This is a genomic window from Thiosulfatihalobacter marinus (assembly GCF_016019955.1).
Classification (GTDB): domain Bacteria; phylum Pseudomonadota; class Alphaproteobacteria; order Rhodobacterales; family Rhodobacteraceae; genus Shimia; species Shimia marinus_A.
This window is the reverse complement of sequence record NZ_JAECRZ010000002.1, coordinates 318,735-337,981: the sequence shown is the minus strand read 5'-3', so window position 1 is coordinate 337,981 and position 19,247 is coordinate 318,735. Positions and strand designations below refer to the sequence as shown.

16 protein-coding genes and 1 tRNA gene are annotated in these 19,247 nt (G+C 62.4%); 4 read left to right on the top strand and 13 right to left on the bottom strand.

Going from position 1 to position 19,247, the window contains the following annotated elements:
- Positions 1-85: 85 nt before the first annotated feature.
- Positions 86-271, bottom strand: coding sequence for a hypothetical protein (locus I3253_RS04640; protein ID WP_197916467.1), 186 nt, complete (start codon positions 269-271; stop codon positions 86-88).
- 120 nt (positions 272-391) lie between these two features.
- Here I3253_RS04640 and I3253_RS04635 point away from each other — a divergent pair, with 120 nt between their 5' ends.
- Complete coding sequence (locus I3253_RS04635; protein ID WP_197916466.1) at positions 392-1,915, top strand: winged helix-turn-helix domain-containing tetratricopeptide repeat protein; 1,524 nt, start codon at positions 392-394, stop codon at positions 1,913-1,915.
- A gap of 158 nt (positions 1,916-2,073) precedes the next feature.
- On the opposite strand, the gene I3253_RS04630 is transcribed toward I3253_RS04635, so the two are convergent.
- From I3253_RS04630 to I3253_RS04610, 5 genes are all read right to left on the bottom strand, one after another.
- On the bottom strand, positions 2,074-2,343 hold the full coding sequence (locus tag I3253_RS04630; RefSeq protein WP_197916465.1) for a DksA/TraR family C4-type zinc finger protein: 270 nt from the start codon (positions 2,341-2,343) through the stop codon (positions 2,074-2,076).
- 103 nt (positions 2,344-2,446) lie between these two features.
- Entirely contained in the window at positions 2,447-3,415 is a 969-nt protein-coding gene (locus tag I3253_RS04625; protein ID WP_197916464.1) for a Gfo/Idh/MocA family protein, read from the bottom strand.
- 45 nt (positions 3,416-3,460) lie between these two features.
- Entirely contained in the window at positions 3,461-4,399 is a 939-nt protein-coding gene (locus tag I3253_RS04620; protein ID WP_197916463.1) for a capsular polysaccharide export protein, LipB/KpsS family, read from the bottom strand.
- 77 nt (positions 4,400-4,476) lie between these two features.
- Entirely contained in the window at positions 4,477-5,373 is an 897-nt protein-coding gene (gene rpoH / locus I3253_RS04615) for an RNA polymerase sigma factor RpoH (RefSeq protein ID WP_197916462.1), read from the bottom strand.
- Between the two features lie 239 nt (positions 5,374-5,612).
- Positions 5,613-6,653: an RluA family pseudouridine synthase gene (locus I3253_RS04610; RefSeq protein ID WP_408647775.1), complete on the bottom strand. Its 1,041-nt coding sequence runs from the start codon at positions 6,651-6,653 to the stop codon at positions 5,613-5,615.
- Here I3253_RS04610 and I3253_RS04605 point away from each other — a divergent pair.
- A complete protein-coding gene (locus I3253_RS04605; RefSeq protein ID WP_232272111.1) occupies positions 6,640-6,945 on the top strand; it encodes a DUF6476 family protein in 306 nt (101 codons plus the stop codon). The two genes, I3253_RS04610 and I3253_RS04605, sit on opposite strands and share 14 nt — an antisense overlap.
- A gap of 25 nt (positions 6,946-6,970) precedes the next feature.
- On the opposite strand, the gene I3253_RS04600 is transcribed toward I3253_RS04605, so the two are convergent.
- The 5 genes from I3253_RS04600 to I3253_RS04580 all read right to left on the bottom strand — a co-directional run bounded on the left by I3253_RS04600 (position 6,971) and on the right by I3253_RS04580 (position 16,785).
- Positions 6,971-8,707 (bottom strand): adenylate/guanylate cyclase domain-containing protein, encoded by a 1,737-nt coding sequence (locus I3253_RS04600; RefSeq protein WP_197916461.1) that lies wholly within the window; start codon positions 8,705-8,707, stop codon positions 6,971-6,973.
- Positions 8,707-13,584, bottom strand: a complete 4,878-nt coding sequence (locus tag I3253_RS04595) for a PKD domain-containing protein (protein WP_197916460.1) — start codon at positions 13,582-13,584, stop codon at positions 8,707-8,709. The genes I3253_RS04600 and I3253_RS04595 overlap by 1 nt, the downstream gene beginning before the upstream one ends.
- Before the next feature lie 5 nt (positions 13,585-13,589).
- On the bottom strand, positions 13,590-15,947 hold the full coding sequence (locus tag I3253_RS04590) for a FecR domain-containing protein (protein WP_197916459.1): 2,358 nt from the start codon (positions 15,945-15,947) through the stop codon (positions 13,590-13,592).
- 225 nt (positions 15,948-16,172) lie between these two features.
- A tRNA-His gene (locus I3253_RS04585) sits at positions 16,173-16,249 on the bottom strand.
- Positions 16,250-16,293: 44 nt separating this feature from the next.
- A complete protein-coding gene (locus I3253_RS04580; RefSeq protein WP_197916458.1) occupies positions 16,294-16,785 on the bottom strand; it encodes a GNAT family N-acetyltransferase in 492 nt (163 codons plus the stop codon).
- Between the two features lie 72 nt (positions 16,786-16,857).
- On the opposite strand from I3253_RS04580, the gene I3253_RS04575 reads away from it, so the two are divergent.
- On the top strand, positions 16,858-17,046 hold the full coding sequence (locus I3253_RS04575; RefSeq protein ID WP_197916457.1) for a DUF6324 family protein: 189 nt from the start codon (positions 16,858-16,860) through the stop codon (positions 17,044-17,046).
- Between the two features lie 20 nt (positions 17,047-17,066).
- On the opposite strand, the gene I3253_RS04570 is transcribed toward I3253_RS04575, so the two are convergent.
- On the bottom strand, positions 17,067-17,537 hold the full coding sequence (locus tag I3253_RS04570; protein WP_197916456.1) for an MmcB family DNA repair protein: 471 nt from the start codon (positions 17,535-17,537) through the stop codon (positions 17,067-17,069).
- Between the two features lie 449 nt (positions 17,538-17,986).
- Here I3253_RS04570 and I3253_RS04565 point away from each other — a divergent pair, with 449 nt between their 5' ends.
- On the top strand, positions 17,987-18,808 hold the full coding sequence (locus I3253_RS04565) for a M90 family metallopeptidase (RefSeq protein WP_197916455.1): 822 nt from the start codon (positions 17,987-17,989) through the stop codon (positions 18,806-18,808).
- A 45-nt stretch (positions 18,809-18,853) separates the two neighbouring features.
- On the opposite strand, the gene I3253_RS04560 is transcribed toward I3253_RS04565, so the two are convergent.
- Positions 18,854-19,165, bottom strand: coding sequence for a hypothetical protein (locus I3253_RS04560; protein ID WP_197916454.1), 312 nt, complete (start codon positions 19,163-19,165; stop codon positions 18,854-18,856).
- Positions 19,166-19,247: the final 82 nt, after the last annotated feature.

The window sequence follows — 19,247 nt, the reverse complement described above, 5'->3', positions numbered from 1 at the left end:
GATTCCCGCGCGGCATTCCGCGCAAAAGCGGTGTGACAGACGGGTTTCGCCCCCCCTGGCCACGCCGCTTTCACCGTTTCGGCAATCAAAGCAGCCCTTCGAAAGGTTTCGTATCCGCCCTCCCGGACTCCTCGGTGACTGCCCAGAACGCCTTGCCGAATTTTCTCCACAGGTCACGGCCTGTCGTCCGGACAGGCGCGTGCTCCGGGGCAAACTGCTTGAGCGAACCGGGTTCAATGCTATTCTCGGGGCTGGGGGTCTGCTGTGCCATTTTGGTCCTCATCTGCTGTTCAACGACCACCCTAGAGACAGCGTTGCGGTCTCGCTTGACGAAGGGATTACCGATGACTTGCCGAACTGTCGTTTCTTCTTGCCGCGGGCTTGCCGGCGTATGATTTATCGATTTGGCCCCTACGAAATCGATGGCGAACGGCGAGAGCTGTCATGCAACGGCGACGAGATCCCGCTTCAGCCCCAGGCCTTTTCACTCTTGATATACCTTGTTGAAAACACGGACCGTGTTGTGCCCAAGGACGAGATTTTCGACACGGTCTGGCAGGGAAGGATGGTGGGCGACAGCACTCTGAACAGCCGCATCAATGCGCTGCGACGGGCGCTGGGCGATGACGGCAACACGCAGGCCGTCATCAAGACCCTGCCACGGCAGGGGTTTCGGTTTGTCGGGGACATCTCTTCCGACACCCCTCCGGCTGCGCCGCGTTCAGGCGATCCACCGCCCGCCCCGGGCGAGGCGTCGATTGCCGTCCTGCCATTCGTCAATATCGGCGCTGATCAGGAACAGATTTATTTTGCAGATGATCTAACCGAAGATCTGATCACCGACCTGGGCAAGAATCGGGATCTGTTTGTCATTGCGCGCAACTCATCGTTTTCCTACCGGAACTCTCCCAAAAGCGTCACCGAGATCGGACAGGAACTCGGCGTTGCCCATGTGCTTGAGGGGAGTGTGCGCAAGGCCGGAAACCGGATCCGGATCACCGCACAGCTGATTTCCACAAAGACCGGAGGCCATGTCTGGGCGGAACGTTATGACAGCGATCTCGAGGATATCTTCGCACTTCAGGACGAAATCACCGGCAAGATCATCTCAGCGGTCCACCCAAGCCTTTCGGCGCGTCCGGGCACGGACCGCGGAACTCACAGTGTCCAGGCCTACGAACTAAGCCTGAAGGGGCGGGCCAAATTCTTCATGTTCTCCCCCGAGACCAACAAGGAATGCATAAACCTTCTGGACCGCGCCCTGGCGATTGATCCAACCTTCGCCGATGCCTGGGCCGGACAGGTCTTCCCCTATCAAAGTGGCTGGTCATTTGCCTGGCCGGGTTATGACGATGGCCTGCTGGTTGCGGCCCAAAAAGCCCGGCGCGCGGTGGAACTCGCGCCGAATTCGTCTCTGGCGCATTGCCGTCTGGGCTGGGTTCAGACCTTTCTGCGCCAAACCGAATTGTCGATCGAAAGCTTCGAACAGGCGATCGAGATCGATCCCAACAGCGCCGATACACATGCCTGGTTCAGCGAGGCCCTGAACTATGCCGGACAGCCCGAACGCGCCGTCCAGGCCGGGCTGACCGCGCTGCGTTTCGATCCGGTGGCAACGCCGAATGTGATCCACCATATCGGTCACGGCTATTTTCTGATGGGCGATCTCGTACGCGCCGAAGATCACGTGCATCGCGCCATTCGCATGGCACCGTCTTTTCCTCCGGCCCGGATCGTGATGACAGCAATTCTTGCCGAAGCGGGGCGAGCGGACGAAGCGCGCGAACAAATCGCCGATCTGAAGACAATCGATTCCGACTATACGTTTCAACGTTATGAAGAGCGTTACCCCTACTTCAATCCCAGGCACAAAGACCGCATGATGAGGGCGCTGTTGGCGGCGGGACTGAGATAGGCAGAGCCCTCAGGATGGCAGCCTGCCCATCGCAATTGGAACGGCGCCGGGCAAGATCGCCCGGCCTGAATGGCGGGCCGCCCGGCCTGTGCGAAACCGCATCATGCGCATGTTGAACACTTGCCCGCGATCCAACAGGCCATTTTGCCACCTGCCCCTCACTTCAACTGACTGTCCTTGGATCCCCGCCGATTGATCCCGCCGCGCGCCGCCCGGGCGCCGTCGCGTTCCGCCATACAGTCTATGCACAGTTTCACTCCCGGCACCGCCCTGCGCCGTGCCTCGGGGATTTCCTCCTCGCAGTCCGCGCAATGGGTCAGGCTCTCGCCGACGGGTGATTTCCGCGCCTTCATCCGCGCCAGTTCGTCATTGATCGAGGCTTCGATCTGCTCACTCACCGCGCCGTCGCGCGCCCATCCTCCGGCCATGGCTGCCTCCTGTCACACACCATCACGATAGCGCGCCGCCGGGGGCCGGGCAACGGGGCGGGTGGGTGGGCGTTGACCGGCCCCCGGCCCCAGGATCAAACACCTAGGCCGAGGCCAGGACCGTATCGATCATGGCTTGTGTTCCGCGCGCCTGCTCCAGCGTCCAGGCATAGGGCACCCCCGTCAAAAGGCTTCGCCCAAAGGCTTCCACCTGCAAGACGTATTGGTTCACGCCCGGAAACCGCTCCACCACAACCCGTTGATCCGGATAGGAAATTCGCAGCTCCGCCTGATCGAACACCCCGGCATTGAACGGGCAACTCAGGCTCATCACCCCCTTGTCGCCGTGGAAATGCACCTCTTGCCGATTGGCCATGCGGATTGATGTGTAGGCCTGATAGGTGAACCCCTCAAAGCGAAAGCCCATATCGGCAAACAGATCAACACCATCCTGTATTTGCACGCGGGAATACTCCAGCCCTTCCGGCTCCTGACCGGTCGCAAACCGGACCGATCCCATCACATACACTCCGATATCGCGCAGCCCGCCGCCACCCGTGGCAGCCTGGTTTCGGATATTGCCCATGTCATCGTTGAAATAGGAAAATGCCGCGTTCACATGCCCCAAACGGCCCACCGCGCCCTCGGCCAAAAGATCACGCGCCCGTTGCCACTGAGGATGGTGCACGACCATAAAGGCCTCGGCCGCCAGCAACCCCGCCGAGTTGCGCGCCCCAATCAAACGGTCGATTTCCGCGACATCCATGCCCACAGGCTTTTCGCACAAAACCGCCTTGCCCGCCTCCAGCGCCCGGATCGACCAATCCACATGCATGTGGTTGGGAAGCGGGACATAAATGGCATCCACCTCCGGGTCACTCAGCAGCGCCTCATAGCTGTCATGAACACGCAGCCCAGGTGCAAAACTCTGAAACCCGGCGGCTTTCTCGGGCCGCGACGTGGCCAGCGCCACCAACTCTGCGCCATGCGCCGCGTGAATGGCCGGCGCCATATGCTGACGCGCAAAATTGGCCGCGCCCAGAATCCCCCAACGCACAACATTTTCACTCATCCCGCTTCCCTCCTTTGCTGCCCGGTACAGGCCCGGCCATTCCTGTCATTCCATTGCGTAACCCGTTAGCGCTATCTTCCGCAACACCTGGGTTGCAACATCCGCACGCCCCACATCCACACATCTTTTTCGGAAATACCAGTACAGGTATTTGGCATAGACACGCCCCCGGGGCGGTGCCTCCAACAGGTCCACCACCTCTTGCGGCGACCGCGCGACATCCGCGATGTGATGAAAATCCGCCTGCCCGCACAGGATTACCGGCTTGCGATGCAGATAGGCCTCGATGCCCACTGCCGAATTGATTGTCACCACCCGCGCCGCCACCTCCAGAATATCATGAATATTGCCCTGGCTGATCACCAGCCTGGCCTCGCGTGCCTGCACCTCCAGCAGCCGCGCAAACATGGCTTCGTCCATCTCGCGCGGGTGCGGCTTGACGATAACCGGCCCGTCCCACCCCTTCAGCACGGCATCCAGCATGGCCCAGCGATCCATGTGGCAGGTTTCCCCGACCCCGCGATGGGCCTCGCTTTGAAAGAATACCGCCACGGCGCCCTCGGGCAAATCCTCGCGCGAGTCGGGCTGTTCATAGCGCGATGCCCGCTCGTCCACCCACCGCGCCCGCAGCTTTCCCAGAAATGCCCGTGCCTTGTCCGCATCCACCGTATGGGCGCGAAACGGCGCCGCGCCAATCGACGAAAACGCGCGGATGCCCTGCGGGTCCAGGTTCCAGAACGGATAGATGTAGGCCACGCCCGCGTTCAGCGCCCGGGGGTGCACAACACGACCGTGGTTGAAAATGTGGAATTTTCCGTCGCGTTCAATCCGCGCCAGCGCCGCCTCCCTGTCAATCCGTTCTGCGGCCCAATCAACGCCCAGACGGTCCAGCCCCTCGAACAGCTTGTGATAGAACGGCAACATCTGCGTGCGGTCTGCCAGCCACGCCTCGGGAAGATGCACCACCAGACCCTTGTCACCCATCACACATGCCCACGAAAAAGCCTCTCACCCGGTCAGGTGAGAGGCTAGGATGTTCGCGGACACAAGCCAAGCCGTGATCACGAGGCGCTCAGCATCCCGCGCGACGCCGCCAATTCACGCATCCTCTTTTGCAGCTTTTCAAAAGCCCGCACCTCGATCTGGCGGATACGTTCACGGCTGACACCATATTGCCCGCTCAGATCTTCCAGAGTGACCGTGTTTTCCATCAGGCGGCGCTGGGTCAGAATGTCCTTTTCGCGGTCATTCAGAACGTCCATCGCCTTGGCCAGCAACTCGCGCCGCGCTTCCAGTTCGTCGCGCGCCTCGTAATCCGAAGCCTGATCGGCGCTTTCATCCTCCAGCCAGTCCTGCCACTCCATGGTGCCTTCACCCTCAGAGCCGACTTGCGCATTCAACGAGGCATCGCCGCCCGACAGGCGCCGGTTCATCGAGATGACCTCGTCTTCGGTCACGCCCAGATCATGGGCAATCCGGGCCACGTTTTCTGGCCGCAGATCACCGTCCTCCAGCGCACCGATACGGGCCTTGGCCTTGCGCAGGTTGAAGAACAGCTTTTTCTGCGCGCTGGTCGTGCCCAGTTTGACAAGGCTCCAGGACCGCAGGATGTATTCCTGAATGCTCGCACGGATCCACCACATCGCATAGGTCGCCAGGCGGAACCCTTTTTCAGGGTCGAACCGCTTGACCGCCTGCATCAGGCCCACATTGGCCTCGGAAATCACCTCGGCCTGTGGCAGCCCATAGCCGCGGTAGCCCATGGCGATCTTTGCCGCCAGCCGCAGGTGTGACGTAACCATTTTATGCGCCGACGCCGCGTCCTGTTCCTCGACCCAGCGTTTGGCCAGCATGTATTCCTCTTCCGGCTCCAACAGAGGGAATTTCCGGATTTCCTGAAGATACCGGTTCAGCCCGCCTTCCGGCGTCGGGGCGGGAAGGTTTGCATAGTTGCTCATGGTACTCGGCCTCCCAAATGTTTATTGCCTTAACATCGATCTAGTGAGCGCACACGCCCATTCAAGGGACGACAGGATATTTCTTTAACAAAAGACTAAGGTATCTGCGGCAGGTTTGACAGCGTACATCCACGAATTCACGACCATGTGCAGATTGTGACGGCAAGACCCTCAGGGTGCCAGCCTCAAAATCTCCCGAAATCGTGATAAATCCTGTGAATCACGGGCACAAATCCGCCCTAGCCGTCCCGCAACGCGACGATCAGCGCCGCCATGTCGTCCGGGATCGGTGCCTCGAACCGCAGGGTTTCACCACTGACCGGATGCCCGAATCCCAGGACCGCCGCGTGCAACGCCTGCCGCGCAAATCCGCGCGCTGCCTCGGCGCCCGCCGGCCCGATCGCCTTTTCGGCCAGCTTGCGGCGCCCGCCATAAACCGGATCCCCGATCAACCCGTGCCCTGTATGGGCCATATGCACCCGAATCTGGTGTGTCCGCCCGGTTTCAAGCCAGCATTCCACCAGCGCCGCCGCCGCCGGGTTTCCGAACGGCTCGACGATTCGCACCCGCGTGACCGCATGGCGCCCGCCCTCGAACAGCACCGCCTGGCGTTGCCGGTCGGTCTTGTGGCGCGCCAGCTGGGTTGTGATGCGCATGATATTGCCCGGCTCGAAACTGACGCCGCGCACGCCGCGCAGCCGCGGATCATTGGCATCGGGCACTCCATTGCACACCGCCCGGTAATATCGCTCCACGCTGTGCGCCTCGAACTGGGCCGCCAGCCCCTGATGCGCCACGTCCGTCTTGGCCACCACCAGCAAGCCACTGGTTTCCTTGTCGATCCGGTGCACGATTCCGGGCCGTTTCATGCCTCCCACACCCGACAGTGTATCACCGCAATGATGCAGCAGCGCGTTCACCAGCGTGCCATTCGGTGTCCCCGGCGCGGGATGAACCACCATGCCCGTCGGCTTGTTGATCACAATCAGATCGTCATCCTCGAACACCACGTCCAATGGAATATCCTCGGGGCCGATATGGCTTTCTTCGGCCCTTGGCACCGCGATCTCAACCACCTCACCCCCATGCACCCGCGCCTTCGGGTCCGTCGCCACCGCCCCGTCCAGCCGCACCGCTCCCGACGCGATCAGCCGGGCCAGCCGCGTGCGCGACAATACCGCCGCCTCTGGCACATCGCGCGAAAGCGCCTTATCAAGGCGCTTGGGCGGGTTCTCCGCAATCACGAAAGACACAAGAGTCTCCGACATGGCATCCGACATGGATCAATCTCCGGAGCCGGCTGAACCGGCCAATCTGAAGCTGCTGCGCCTGCTGGTGACAGGGCTGACAGCGGTAATGATTCTCGGGCTTGTAGTGGTGGTCGCGCTGCTTGTCATCCGTTTCCGCGACAGCGGCCCGGTCCTGCCCGAAGAGATTTCCCTTCCGGATGGCGCAGGTGCTGTGGCCGTGACCGCCGCGCCGGGCTGGTTTGCCGTTGTCACCGATGACAACCGCATCCTGATCTATGATCGCATCACCGGTGCGCTGCGTCAGGAAATCGCCGTCAAATAGCTTCGGCGCGTGCCAACCACATGCGTCAGGCCTCTTCGGCCTCAAGCGCGTCAGGCTCGAAATCCGCCAGGAACACCGGCACCGGATCGGCATACCCCTTCAACACCACCGCTTCCAGCGGCTCGACCCGCAGATCCAAATCCACCAGGTCGGACGTTGCGCGATCCACCAGAACCTGCCACGGCCCCGCCTTTGAACACAGCCGGGCCGCCAGATTAACGGTAGACCCAAGCACCGTGTAATCCATCCGCTGACGCGCGCCCATCGCGCCCAGCACAACATGCCCCGAGGCGATCCCGATCCCCACCGCAAGCTCGTGCCCGCCATCCTTGCCGCCGAAATGCTCGGCTAGGGAATTCCGAATCTCCACCCCGCAACGCACGGCGCGATCCTCCTTGTCCTCGCCCACGAACATGGCCATCAACTCGTCACCGACAAACTTGTCGATATCCCCGCCATGGCGCTCGACGATCTCGGACTGAAACTCGAAGTAACGGTTCAGAACCTCGATCACCTCTTCCGGCGTGACCGTTTCGGAAAATGCGGTATAGCCGCGAATATCCGAAAACAGCATCGTGACATCGCGCCGCTCGCCGCCGCGCCGTATTGCACCGCCATCCTGTTTCTGAATGGCGCTCATGGTCTCGTGGCTGACAAATTTCATCAATTCCAGCCGCTCGCCCAATTGCCCGGCCATCACGTTGATCCGCGTGGCCAGATCGCCAATCTCGTCCCGCGTCCGCACCTTTTCAACGCGCGCCGCAAAATCCCCCTCACCGATTGCATCCGCCACCCGGCCAATCTTCACAATTGGTCCGGTCAGCCTGCGCGAAAAGATCAGCGCCGCAGCCGTGGCCGCCGCAAAGCCCAACGCACCGACAACCACGATGCGCTCCATCATCCGGTAGATCACCGCATAGGCATTCTCCTCGCTCAGTTCCGTGATCACCGCCCAGGGAAACCAGTCGGGAAAGGCATAGGCCCCCAACATCACCGTCCCGTCCGGGCGGACATAGTTTTCCAGCGCGTCCGCCCGCGCGCCCGCAACGATCAGCGGCATGGCCGAGGCAACGATGGCCCGGTTCGCGATCACTTCCGGGTTGTCCACCAACGCCCGCCGCCCGGCGTGATCGACAATCGTGATCTCGCCGCGCTGGTTGAACGGGTGGCGCTCGACCGACCGGCGCAGCGACGCCAGATCGATTCGCGCAACAAGCGTCAGCCCCCGCCCCGCGATCCGCGTTTCCATGGGCAGCGCCAGAGTGGCAATCCAATCGCCGGTTTCACCGATCCGGCTGATCAGCGGTCGTCCAAACTGCCCGGTTCCCTCGATACTGGCTATCAACTCACCGGACGCCGCCAGAATGGAGTTCGGATCCAGCCCGGCGGCTTGCAGTTTCTGCGAAAAGCTCTGGTCGGACACCAGCATCGGAATATTCGAGCCTTCCACGCTCAATTGCAGGGCGATGACACTGTCCAGCTGCTGCATCCCAAGCGTCAGCAACGAAACCTTCTGCGCCACATCCAGGTCCGGGTTATCCACACCGGACCGGATCACCATCAACGGCGCCAGCCAGCGCCCCTGGTACAGGTTGTCAAACTCGCTGCGCAATTGCGCGGCCACACCGGTCAGATCCTCGTTGGCCGCACTTTTCAACTCATCGCGGGTGATCTGGACAAGGTTCTGCCCCACAAGCGCAAGCGGCACCACTGCCACCATGGCCGCAAACAGGAAAAACTTGAGCGGTAGCGGAAACCGCATCAGTTGCCGGTCTCCCGCGCCACGGCCGTCACCTTGGCCGTGTCTGTCGCCACGCCACAGGCCAGCCCCGTGCTGTCACGCGCCGTGACCGTCACCGTATAGGTGCCCGGGCTGGCAAAGCGATGACGCGCCACCGCGCCGGCCATATTGGTCTGGTCGCCAAAGTCCCAGTTGATGAAAAGCCCCTGACCGTCCGGATCGCTGGCGCCGCTGGCATCGAACCGCAGCACGTCATGCGCTGCCCCCACCGGGGTTTGACGGTCGGGCCCGGCATCGACCTGCGGCGCGCCATTGACCAGGATCGCCGCCATGTCCGTACCCACATTGCAGATGGCGCCGCTGTCATCCATGACGCTCAGCTCCACTTCCAACGGCCCCGGCGTGTCAAAGCTGCGGCGCACTTCGGCCCCTTCCATCTCGATCCCGTCCGAAAAACGCCAGATCAGGCGCGCGATCTGTCCGTCCGCGTCATAGGCCCCGGCGCTGAACGTCACGTCCTCACCCGGACACACCAGCCGATCCGGTCCCGCGTCGGCCTCGGGAACCGCATTGACCCGCGCATAAACCTCTTCGCGATAAACCGAATTGGGCAATCCGCGCCCGTCATTCGTGGTCACGGCCACCGGATACAGCCCCGGCCTGTCAAAGACATGCTCCACCGATGTCCCCACTGCCGTAGCACCGTCACCAAACTGCCAGGTCACGTCCACCCCCGGTTCCGTCGTGACCGCCCACTGGCGCGGCGTTCCAACACACAGGGCGGGCGGCGTTTCCAGCCCCGCAATCGGCGCCGGGTTCACCACCACTTCGCGCTCTATCTCGGCCACGCTGTTGCCCACATTCGCATCGTCCTCGATCCGCAGGCGCAGGGTGTAGGTGCCCGGCTCGGTAAAGCTGTGGCTGCCCACCACGCCCGTGCCGGTGGTCCCGTCGCCATAATCCCAGGCAAAGCTGGTGATCACGCCATCGGTGTCCACCGAACCACCCGCATCGAAACTGACCAGCTCGCCCACGGCCACAACCTCGGGCCCGTCAATGGCCGGCTGCGGCGCCGCGTTCACGATGATCTGGTGACGGGTGACAAGCGTGCCGCAATCCAGCTGCTCGCCCTCAAGCGAGGTTTCCAGCGTTGCAAGATAGGTGCCCGGTTCGGTGAAGGCATAGCTGACTTCCGCACCCTCGGCGCTACCGCCATCCGAGAAACTCCAGCGATAGGCCGTCGGCGCACCGGTCCCGGTTTCATCCCCAAGAACCACCGCGAACCGCACCGCCTCTCCGACCGGAGCACGCTCCACCGCCTCGATCGACTGGCTGCGCGCGGGCAACACCGTCACATTCACCGTGTCGGTGTCCAGCGGGCTGCACTGCCCCTTGGCGTCGCCGGTAATGGTCAGGGTCACGGCATAGGTACCGGCGCGCTCAAAGCTCTTGACCGGCGTCGCCCCGCTGGCGCGGCTGCCATCGCCGAATGTCCATTCAAACGCATTGACGGACCCGTCCGCATCGGTGGATCCGGTTCCATCCAGCCGCACTTCCTGATTGACACAGATGGTCAGATCCTTGCCGGCATCGGCAATCGGGCCTTCCTGCACGATCACTGCGATCCGGTCCATATCCGTGCCGCGCTCCGATCCGCTTTCATCCGCCACGCGCAGCGTCACGGGATAGGTGCCCGGCAACTCATACGTCTTGGTCGGGTTCACGATCTCCGACTGCGTGCCGTCCCCGAAATCCCACGCATAGCGCAACAGATCGCCATCCGCATCGCTCGAGGCCGAAGCATCGAACAGGATCGACTGCCCCGAACACACATTGCGGTTGCCTCCCGCCGCCGCCATTGGCGGTGCGTTGATGATGACCGTCGTGGCATCCACATCGCGCGCATTGCTCAGGCCCGATCCGTCATCCACCCGCAATGTCACCGGGTAGCGGCCCGCCTTGGGGAAGACATGAGACACCTCGCGTCCAAAGACCGGCGCGGATCCATCGCCGAAATCCCACATATAGATCAGCGCATCGCCATCGGCGTCGCTTGATCCGCCGCCATCCAGCCGCACGCTCAGCCGGTCCGTGTCGATCACCGGCCCGGCATCGGCCTCCGGGCGGTGGTTGACCTGGATGGTTACGGTATCCGTCGCCGCGCTGTTGGCAACACCGCTTGCGTCGCGCACGACCAGACGGGCATTGTATATCCCCGCCGTCGGCCAGGCCCGCTCGATCACCGCCGCTTCCAGCGGTTTCTGCAAGTCGTCAAACTCCCAGCGATACCCGGCCAGCTTGCCATCCCGGTCGAACGAGCCGCGCCCATCAAAGCGCACGGTTTCATCCGGCGCGATGCGGATATCCGGCCCGGCGACGGCCACGGGCTGTTCGTTGACCGTGATCAGCACTTCGCCTTCGTCACTGGCACCGCCGCCTGCAAAATCATCCGTCACTTCCAGACGCACCCGGTGCAGCCCCGGCCGGGTCAGCGCATAGGACACCCGTTCACCAGCCTTGGTGGTGCCGTCGCCAAAGCGCCAGACATACGCGGCAATACGCCCGTCAGGATCGATCGAGGCCCCGGCATCCAGAACAAACTCCTCGCCCGGCGCCACGGTCAGCGCAGGCCCCGCATCGGCGATCGGCGCGGCATTTACCGTTACGGTCATCGTGTCGCGGTTGCTGCTTTGGGGCGCGCCACTGTCATCGGTGACGGTCAGCGCCACCTGATAGGTGCCCGGACGCTCGTAGGAATGCACCGGACGCGGGCCCTGCCCGGTCCGTCCGTCGCCAAACTCCCACAGATATTGCGCAATCCGCCCGTCGATGTCGCGCGATGCGCCGCCATCGAACTGAACTTCCGAGGCGGTCACGAACTGATCCGGCCCGGCCTCGGCAAAGGGGCGCGTGTTCACGATCACTTCGAACCGCGCGGTCTGGGTCGCCGAACCGGTGCCGGAATTGTCGATCACCGTCAGCGTCACCTCGTATACGCCGGGGCTGGCCCAGGCATATTCCGCGGTCTCGCCCTCACCCATCGCGCCATCGCCGAAATCCCACAGGTAGCTCAGGATCACCCCGTCCGCATCGCTGGATTTCGACCCGTCCAGCAACACCGCCTCACCCACTGCAACAGGCTCGCCCGGCCCTTCGATCACCGGCACCGGCGGTGCGTTCACCCTTATGGTCAGTCGATCCTGCGAGGTGGCATTGCTCACCCCGCTGTCATCCGTCACCGACAACGCCACGCTGTACACGCCCGGCTCGGTGAAAATATGGGTGATGCGCGCGCCTTCCAGCTCGGTGCCGTCCCCCATGTCCCAGTCATGGTACAGAATCGCGCCGTCCACATCATAGCTCGCCGATCCGTCCAAGGTGATCGGGCGCCCCACGATGGTGTTCATGTCGGTTCCGGCCTCGGCCACCGGCGGAAAATTCACCGTCACCAGCCGGGTCGACACACCAAAGTTACACGGGTGGTTGCTGTCATCCATCACCCGCAGCACCGCGCGATACGCACCCGGTTCGCCATAGACTTTCTCGACCGACGGCAGCGCCGAAACGTCACCATCGCCAAATGTCCACAGATAGCTCGTGATCGGGCTGTCGCTGGGCACAGAACCGCTTGCATCGAACGGCACCACGTCACCGGGCGCCACCGTCACCGGCATCCCCGCCTCGGCTCTGGGCGCCACGCGCACATGCACCGGCACACTCGCTTCGTTGCCGCGCGCGGCGCGCGTGCCAGCCTCCAGCACACGCAAGCGCGCCTCCAGCCGGCCCGCTGTCGCATAGCTGTAAACAATCACCGGCTCGTCGGATGTTCCGCCGTCACCAAAATCCCAGCGATAGCTCAACAGCGGGTCCGCGCCTTCGAAACTGCCGTCAAAGGCCACGCTGGAACAATCCGCCAGCTCGCGCGCCCGGGGCAGCGCCGCGGGCCGCTCCGGGTTCGGCGCCTGTCGCGGCGGCATGTTGATCGGCAGCGCCGCGCCGGTCTGGTCAAACACGCTCAGCGTAATGTCATTCGGGGTCTCGAAACCGCCCTTCAGGGTGATCGCCAAAAGCTCTTCGCCCGGCGCCACCTCTTCAGACAGCCATTGATTTTGCCCCGAGGCGCGCAGCACGGTGTCGGCATACATGCCGTTCAGTCGCAGATCCCCCGCCGCGCCGTCAAAATTCTGAACCGTCACCGGCCCGCCGCCCGGATTGAGAAACTCGACACGCGTGCCGATATTGCCGCCGGGCCAACGCACCGTCGGCTGATACGCCACCATCTCAAGCCCCTCGGGGCGGCGATGCACATCCCGTGCCAGGCTGATATCCACGTTGAACCCGTTGCCATCGTCACCATCCGCGCCCAGCACATCCAGCCGGAACCAGGCGCGATCGCCGATCACCTCGCCCTGCCGCGCACGCACGGACCCGATCGAAACCCACGTGCCGCTGGTCGCGGGATCCCCCGCAAATGTCTCCTCCCGCAGCACCTCGCCCGGCATCGTCGCCATCAACTCGGCCTTGCGCACCTTGCGGGGCTGCGAACCCGAACGCACCGGCTCGGGCAGGGTCACACCGCTATAAGCCCCGTCGCCACCGCTGATGCGGTACACGGTTCTGGTATTGCCATAGCGACCATAGCGGAAATCATGCTCTCCGCTCATTTCCGGGTCGAAGATACGCACATAAAGACGGTCCCGCATATCTTTGGGAACACTGAAGAAAATGGTTTCCTTATTGTCCACGTCCCCTTCCCGCGTCGGGGCGAGAACACCATAGACAACCAGCAGGCCCTGATCCAGCGGTGGCGCCATGTCCTGAGCCGAGACCCCCGTCGCCCCCAACACCAGCGTCGCAAAAAGCCCCAGCCGCCTGACGCGGTGCATCAATTCATTCATCCCAGTCACCGGATCGCCTCGTTTCCTGCATAATCCTGCACGATCACCTCAACGAGGGTCATGTCACCGCTGGCGGCGGGCAGGCTTGCCCGGCAGATGCCGCCGGCGCTGTCACAGCGCAGGTATCCTTCAAATTCCTCGTCACCAACCTCAACCAGATATGGCGCCGCCTGACGCAGCCCCGAGGCATCGCGCGCCTCCACCACGATCTCGATCGGGCCACCCTCGCCGCCGGGGCGCGTCATGCGCGCCTCGACGATCTCGGGCGGATCAAGGTCCAGAACCGTTTCCACCACCAACACACCGGCATTGCCTGCCGCGTCTTCGGCCCGGAACTCGAACACGTTCCGCCCCGGCTGCAAGGTCACTTGCATCACGAAAAAGCCGTCAAAGATTTCCATCGGCGCACCGTTCAGCGTGGCCGAAACCGCATCGCCCACCAGCCCGGTCAGGTCCAGCAGATCATCCGATGTGGCCCGCGGGGGCGGCACATCCAGAACGATCTCGGGCGCTTCGCTGTCGCGCTGCACCTCAAAGCCGATCTGCCCCGCCGGGCTGCCGCCCTGGCTCAGAATTTCCAGCGAATACGGCACCACGTCGGTCGTGACCGGCACGCTGATGCCAATGGTGCCGCCGCCGCCCACACGTGTGCGGCCCACCTCGGCGCCCGCCGCGTCCCGCAAGATCACCGTCATTCCAGGCGCCGCAGTACTCGTGGCCAGCACCGTCATTTCCGCGGTCCGGCTGACCAGAACTTCGCCGGTTCGCGGCAAATCCGCATCCAGGGTGATCTCCACAGCCCTGCGCGGCTCGAACAAAACCTGGCGGCGCTTTTCGGATCTGTTGCCCGCCGCATCCGTGGCCACGACCAACAGCGAATTGTTCCCCGGAACCAGCGTGGCGGCCACCAGGAACGACCCATCTTCCGCCACCTCCACCGGATCGCCGTTCAGCGTCAGCGTCACGTCCTTTTCAGAGGCGCCCAACACCTCGATCCTGTCTCGCTCCACAAGCGTATTCTCGGGCGGGGCCAACAGGGTCAGGAAGGGGGGCGTCGCGTCCACCCGCAGGTCGAACTGACGCACTTCGCTCCATTTCCCCGGCAGGCCCAGCTTGTCCAGCGCCGCAACGCGCCAGTAATGCGTCCCCGGTTTAAGGTTCTCGACACGGTTCGCCGTTTCCTTGACACCCCATTCCGTCGCCAGCATCCGGTTGAATCCAGGATCGGCGGCCACTTCGAACCAATATCCGGCGGCCTCGGGAAAAACCTGCCACCTCAGGTCCACCGCGCTGCCGTAAACATCCGCCTTGTTCTCTGGCAGCGACAACAGCGCCCGCTCCAGCACGGTGGCGCGCGCGGTTTCGCCGCCACGGGTGATCACCACACCTTCATCCTTGCCCAGCGACACATTTTCCAGCCCCGACGCAATGTCCAGCGCCGCGGTGTCGTAATTCACGAACAACGCGTTCTGGTCGTTGTTCTTGATCCAGAAATCATCCGATTCCGTGGTCGTCGTGATCCCAGGAACATCAATCTCGAAACTGTCACGATCCGACAGCTGGTTCAAAAGCGCATAGAAATCCCCGTTGGACAGGCTGACCTTGGTCACTTCCTTACCGGTCAGCGGATCCGATCTCATGCGCTGGATCGTCGCGTTGGAATTGGCATTCAAACGCAACCGGCTGAGATCGCGAAACGTGACCTGCGTCGTGGAATTGGACAACGTGCGCAATCGCTCAAACTCGACAAGAATGTCGTTCAGCGACCGGTCGGTCCAGCTGGCCTCGGCCGGATCGCGGCCTTCGACATCGCCATAGATGTCCGTAATCAGCGCCTCTGCCGACTTGTCGCGCTGTGCCACGGCGATCTCGAAGGCTTCGTTGGCATATTCCGTGGCCGTCCCCGCCAACACAACCACCTCGCGCCATTCGCCCTGGCTGCGCTGCTCCACCGCGGAATCCCGGCTGTCGATCGCGCTGCCGATCTGTTCGGGTGCAAACAGCCGAGCGCCCTCGGCGGTGGCCTTCTGGATCGCGTTCAGCGACACCATCAACGCATCATCTGCCAATGCAACCTGGCGCACCGGCATGTCCAGCACCGCGCCCGGCACCAGATCCGCCGGCGAGCCCAACAGGTTGATCTTCAGAACGGTTGGCCACAGGTCAGGGTCGTTCAGATGCCGGGCAACAAAATCGCGCAAAGTCTCATCACCCGTGTAGGCAACTTTCTCGTAGGGTGCTGAAAGGGGATCGATTTCCGCACTCGCAGGGATCCGGGCGCTGAACGCGAGCGCCGACAGGGCCATCAATATCAGGCCCAGGGCAAGACGCATCCCTCGTTTGCCGATTGCAGGATCAATCATTCCTGCGCCCCCGTTCAAAAAACCGCGAATTTGAAAAGTTTCGTTCGCCACCCCATATCGTTGGCGATATGCGACAATTTGGCAAGGTTTTTAGCGGCCTGGCCCACCGCCCGGCACGCCGCGGAAACAGTACCGCCTAAATACAAGGCTTTGATATAAAAAAGGAAACAATGCGCCGGCCATTTAGCGTGCGATATGTTCAAATTTCCGAAAATAAGAAAAAGATGGTACCGCCTCCCTGGCTTGAACAGGGGACCTCTGGATCCACAATCCAGCGCTCTAACCAACTGAGCTAAGGCGGCACTGTCCGGGCGATTTACCGCTCCGCGCCTTCGATTGCAAGCGCCTAAAACGTGATTTCCCAAGTTTGTTCGACAAGATCGACACCGAAACTGTGCACCGGTTTCGATCCCGTCAAACGCCATCCGAAAGCCGCATACAGGGCACAGGCGGCGGCATGGCTTTCATGAGTCCACAGGGTCATCCCGTCATAGCCAACCCCGCGCGCAAAGCTCATGCAGGTGTCCAGCAGCCGCTTGCCCAACCCCAGCCCGCGCGCCTCGGGCAGCACAAGAAACAGGCGCAGCTTGGCCTGCCCCGGCCCCGGCCCGCGCGCGCAGAAGATACTGCCCAGCCGTCGCCCCTCGTGTTCGGCCACCCAGCCGCGTTCGCATGTCCGGTCCTGATTGTTCAGAAAATCGAGCAGAATTTCCTCCACCAGCGCGGCGAACGTGCCATCAAACCCTTCGTCGCGCGCATAGATCGTGGCGTGGGCCTCGACCAGCCATTCAAGATCGCCCGCCCCGAAATCCCGAAGAATGATGCCGTGCTCCGCCATGTGCCGCCCTCGCCTCTGCTTGCCTTTCCACGGCTTTCAGGCTACCCGAAACCGCAGCACAGGAGAACCGAAATGGGTATCAACACCGAACGCGATATCGAGGCCAATCTGCAAATCGGCCCCACCGATCAGGGTTTCGTGCGCATTTTCATCGAAGCTGGTGATGCCGAGATACCGATGGATTTCGACCCGGACGAAGCCCAGGAAATCGCCGAGGAAATCCTGGCCGCCGCCGCCGCCGCGCGCAAGCTGTCAACCTGAGCGCCACCTGATACGGTGTTTTACTTGCCGAAAATGCCGGGCTCGTCTTCCGGCAAGGCGGGCAGTTTCGGATCGCGGTACCGATGCAGGCGACGCGCCGCATCCATCGCGAATTTCTGGATCAGCTTTTTGCGCCGCGCCGGCGCCAGCCTGTCTTCGGGGGCCATGCGGATGATCTCCGCGTCATAGGAATCGGCCACGATCAACCCTGTATCGTCGGGCAACAGATCGGTCGGAAACGCGCTGTCTACTGCCCAGAAATAGCGGTCGCACCATTCCAGATAGCCCTGCCACTTGGAATCGGTCTGGAAATCGGCGCGGCTGGATTTGCACTCCACCACCCAGATCTCCCCCTTTGGGCCAAGCGCCACCACGTCCACACGCAGGCCGCGCGCGGGCACAAATTCCTCGATTGAAACGAACCCGTGGCCGCGTAAATGACGGCTCACGCCACGCGCCAGCAATTGTCCGGGCTGCATGTTTTCATCCATGCGTCGAATGTGAACAATTCATGAACAAATGACAAGCCTCCGAAAGTCAGATTCAGGCCCGGCGCGCGCGCGCCCTGAAGACCTTTTCGCCAGCCGCCAGTGTCGGTGGGGGCGATTGACGCACCGCACAGGTACCTGGAAATTCCCCTTGACCGGTACGGCGTTTCCCGGTCGCCCCCCTTGTGCGCGCCGCGCCCCGCGCATAGATACATGAACGGCGGGTTCTGCCCTTCTCGTGATACGGTTGCATTCCGGTGGCCTTAAGCAATTCCGAGGGAGCTGGCTCTGTTCAGGCCCTGGCCTGATTACCTGGCGCCCACCTGTATATACAGGTCCTCGGGAATGAGATAACCCCACGGCTGCGTTTGCGGGCCCGCCACTTCTCTCACCCGTTGCATTCCACGCCCCAGCGCCTAACTTTGTCCTGTCCAGACAGCAAAGGCCCCTCCATGCCGACCATCCTCCTTCTTCTGGCCCTGCTGCCCGCCCTCGGCCTGCTGCTGTATCGCTACATCAGCCACAAACACCACCGCCAAAGCCTTCTGGAAACGCCCCTGACCGATCGCGAACGCGCCATCGTTTTGCAACAGGTTCCCCTGATCCGCAAACTTCCGGCAGATTTCCGGGACAGGCTCGAAGGCAAGATCAATGCCTTTCTCGACCAGGTGGATTTCATCGGCTGCAACGGGCTTGAAATCACCGAGGAAATGCGCCTTTCGATATCCGCCCAGGCCTGCCTCCTGATTGCCAACACCAACACCTGGTACACGCATCTCACCACAATTCTGGTGTATCCCGGCGCCTTCAAATCGCGCCAGGCCCGCCAAAGCGGCTTTGTCGTGACCGAGCGCGAGATCATCCGCACCGGAGAAAGCTGGTCGCGCGGGCCGGTGGTGCTGTCCTGGGCACACACCCGACAGGGCGCGCTTGACGACAGCGATGGACACAACGTCGTCTTTCACGAATTTGCCCACCAGATCGATGACCTGTCCGGCCAAACCGACGGCGTCCCCATCCTGGATCCCGCACAAAGCTATGCCGCCTGGGAACGTGCCTTTCTGCCGGCCTACGAAAATCATGTCGCCATGGTGCAGGCCGGGCACCGAACAGTGCTCGATCCCTATGGCGCCGAAGGACACGAGGAATTTTTTGCGGTCGCGGTTGAAGCTTTCTTTGAAAGGCCCAAAGCCCTCAAACAGGGCGAACCCGCAATCTACGAACAGTTGCGCCAGCTGTTCCAACTGGACCCGTCAGGCTGGGCCACATCCTGACACTGCGCCAGCTTCCAACTCAAAAAGGAAAAATCGCTCCGGCGTTCACCCGCGCCGCGCGGCCACTTTCACCGGCACAGGCTCTGCCCGCATCACTGGCAGGTCGTCGCGCTTGCCGCCGCCCCCTGTCCCGCCATCGTCCTTCATGCGCATGATCGTGATGCCGAACTGCGCCCCGGCAAACACAATCCCGTTCAGCGCCCACAACATCACCAGCGCGAGACCGCCGCCCGATGAATTTTTCACCAGATGTCCCAGGTTGCCGACATTAGCGTAAAGCAACAGCCCCACGAACACGGCCGACAATCCGAACCCGACAATGACTTGTGTGATATAAAGACGGACCAGCTTGGGCATGAAACAAACTCCAATGACCCCTCGAATGTACGCCTTTGCCAGCAGATCGCAAGTCACGTCCCGCTGAACGCCGCCATACGCG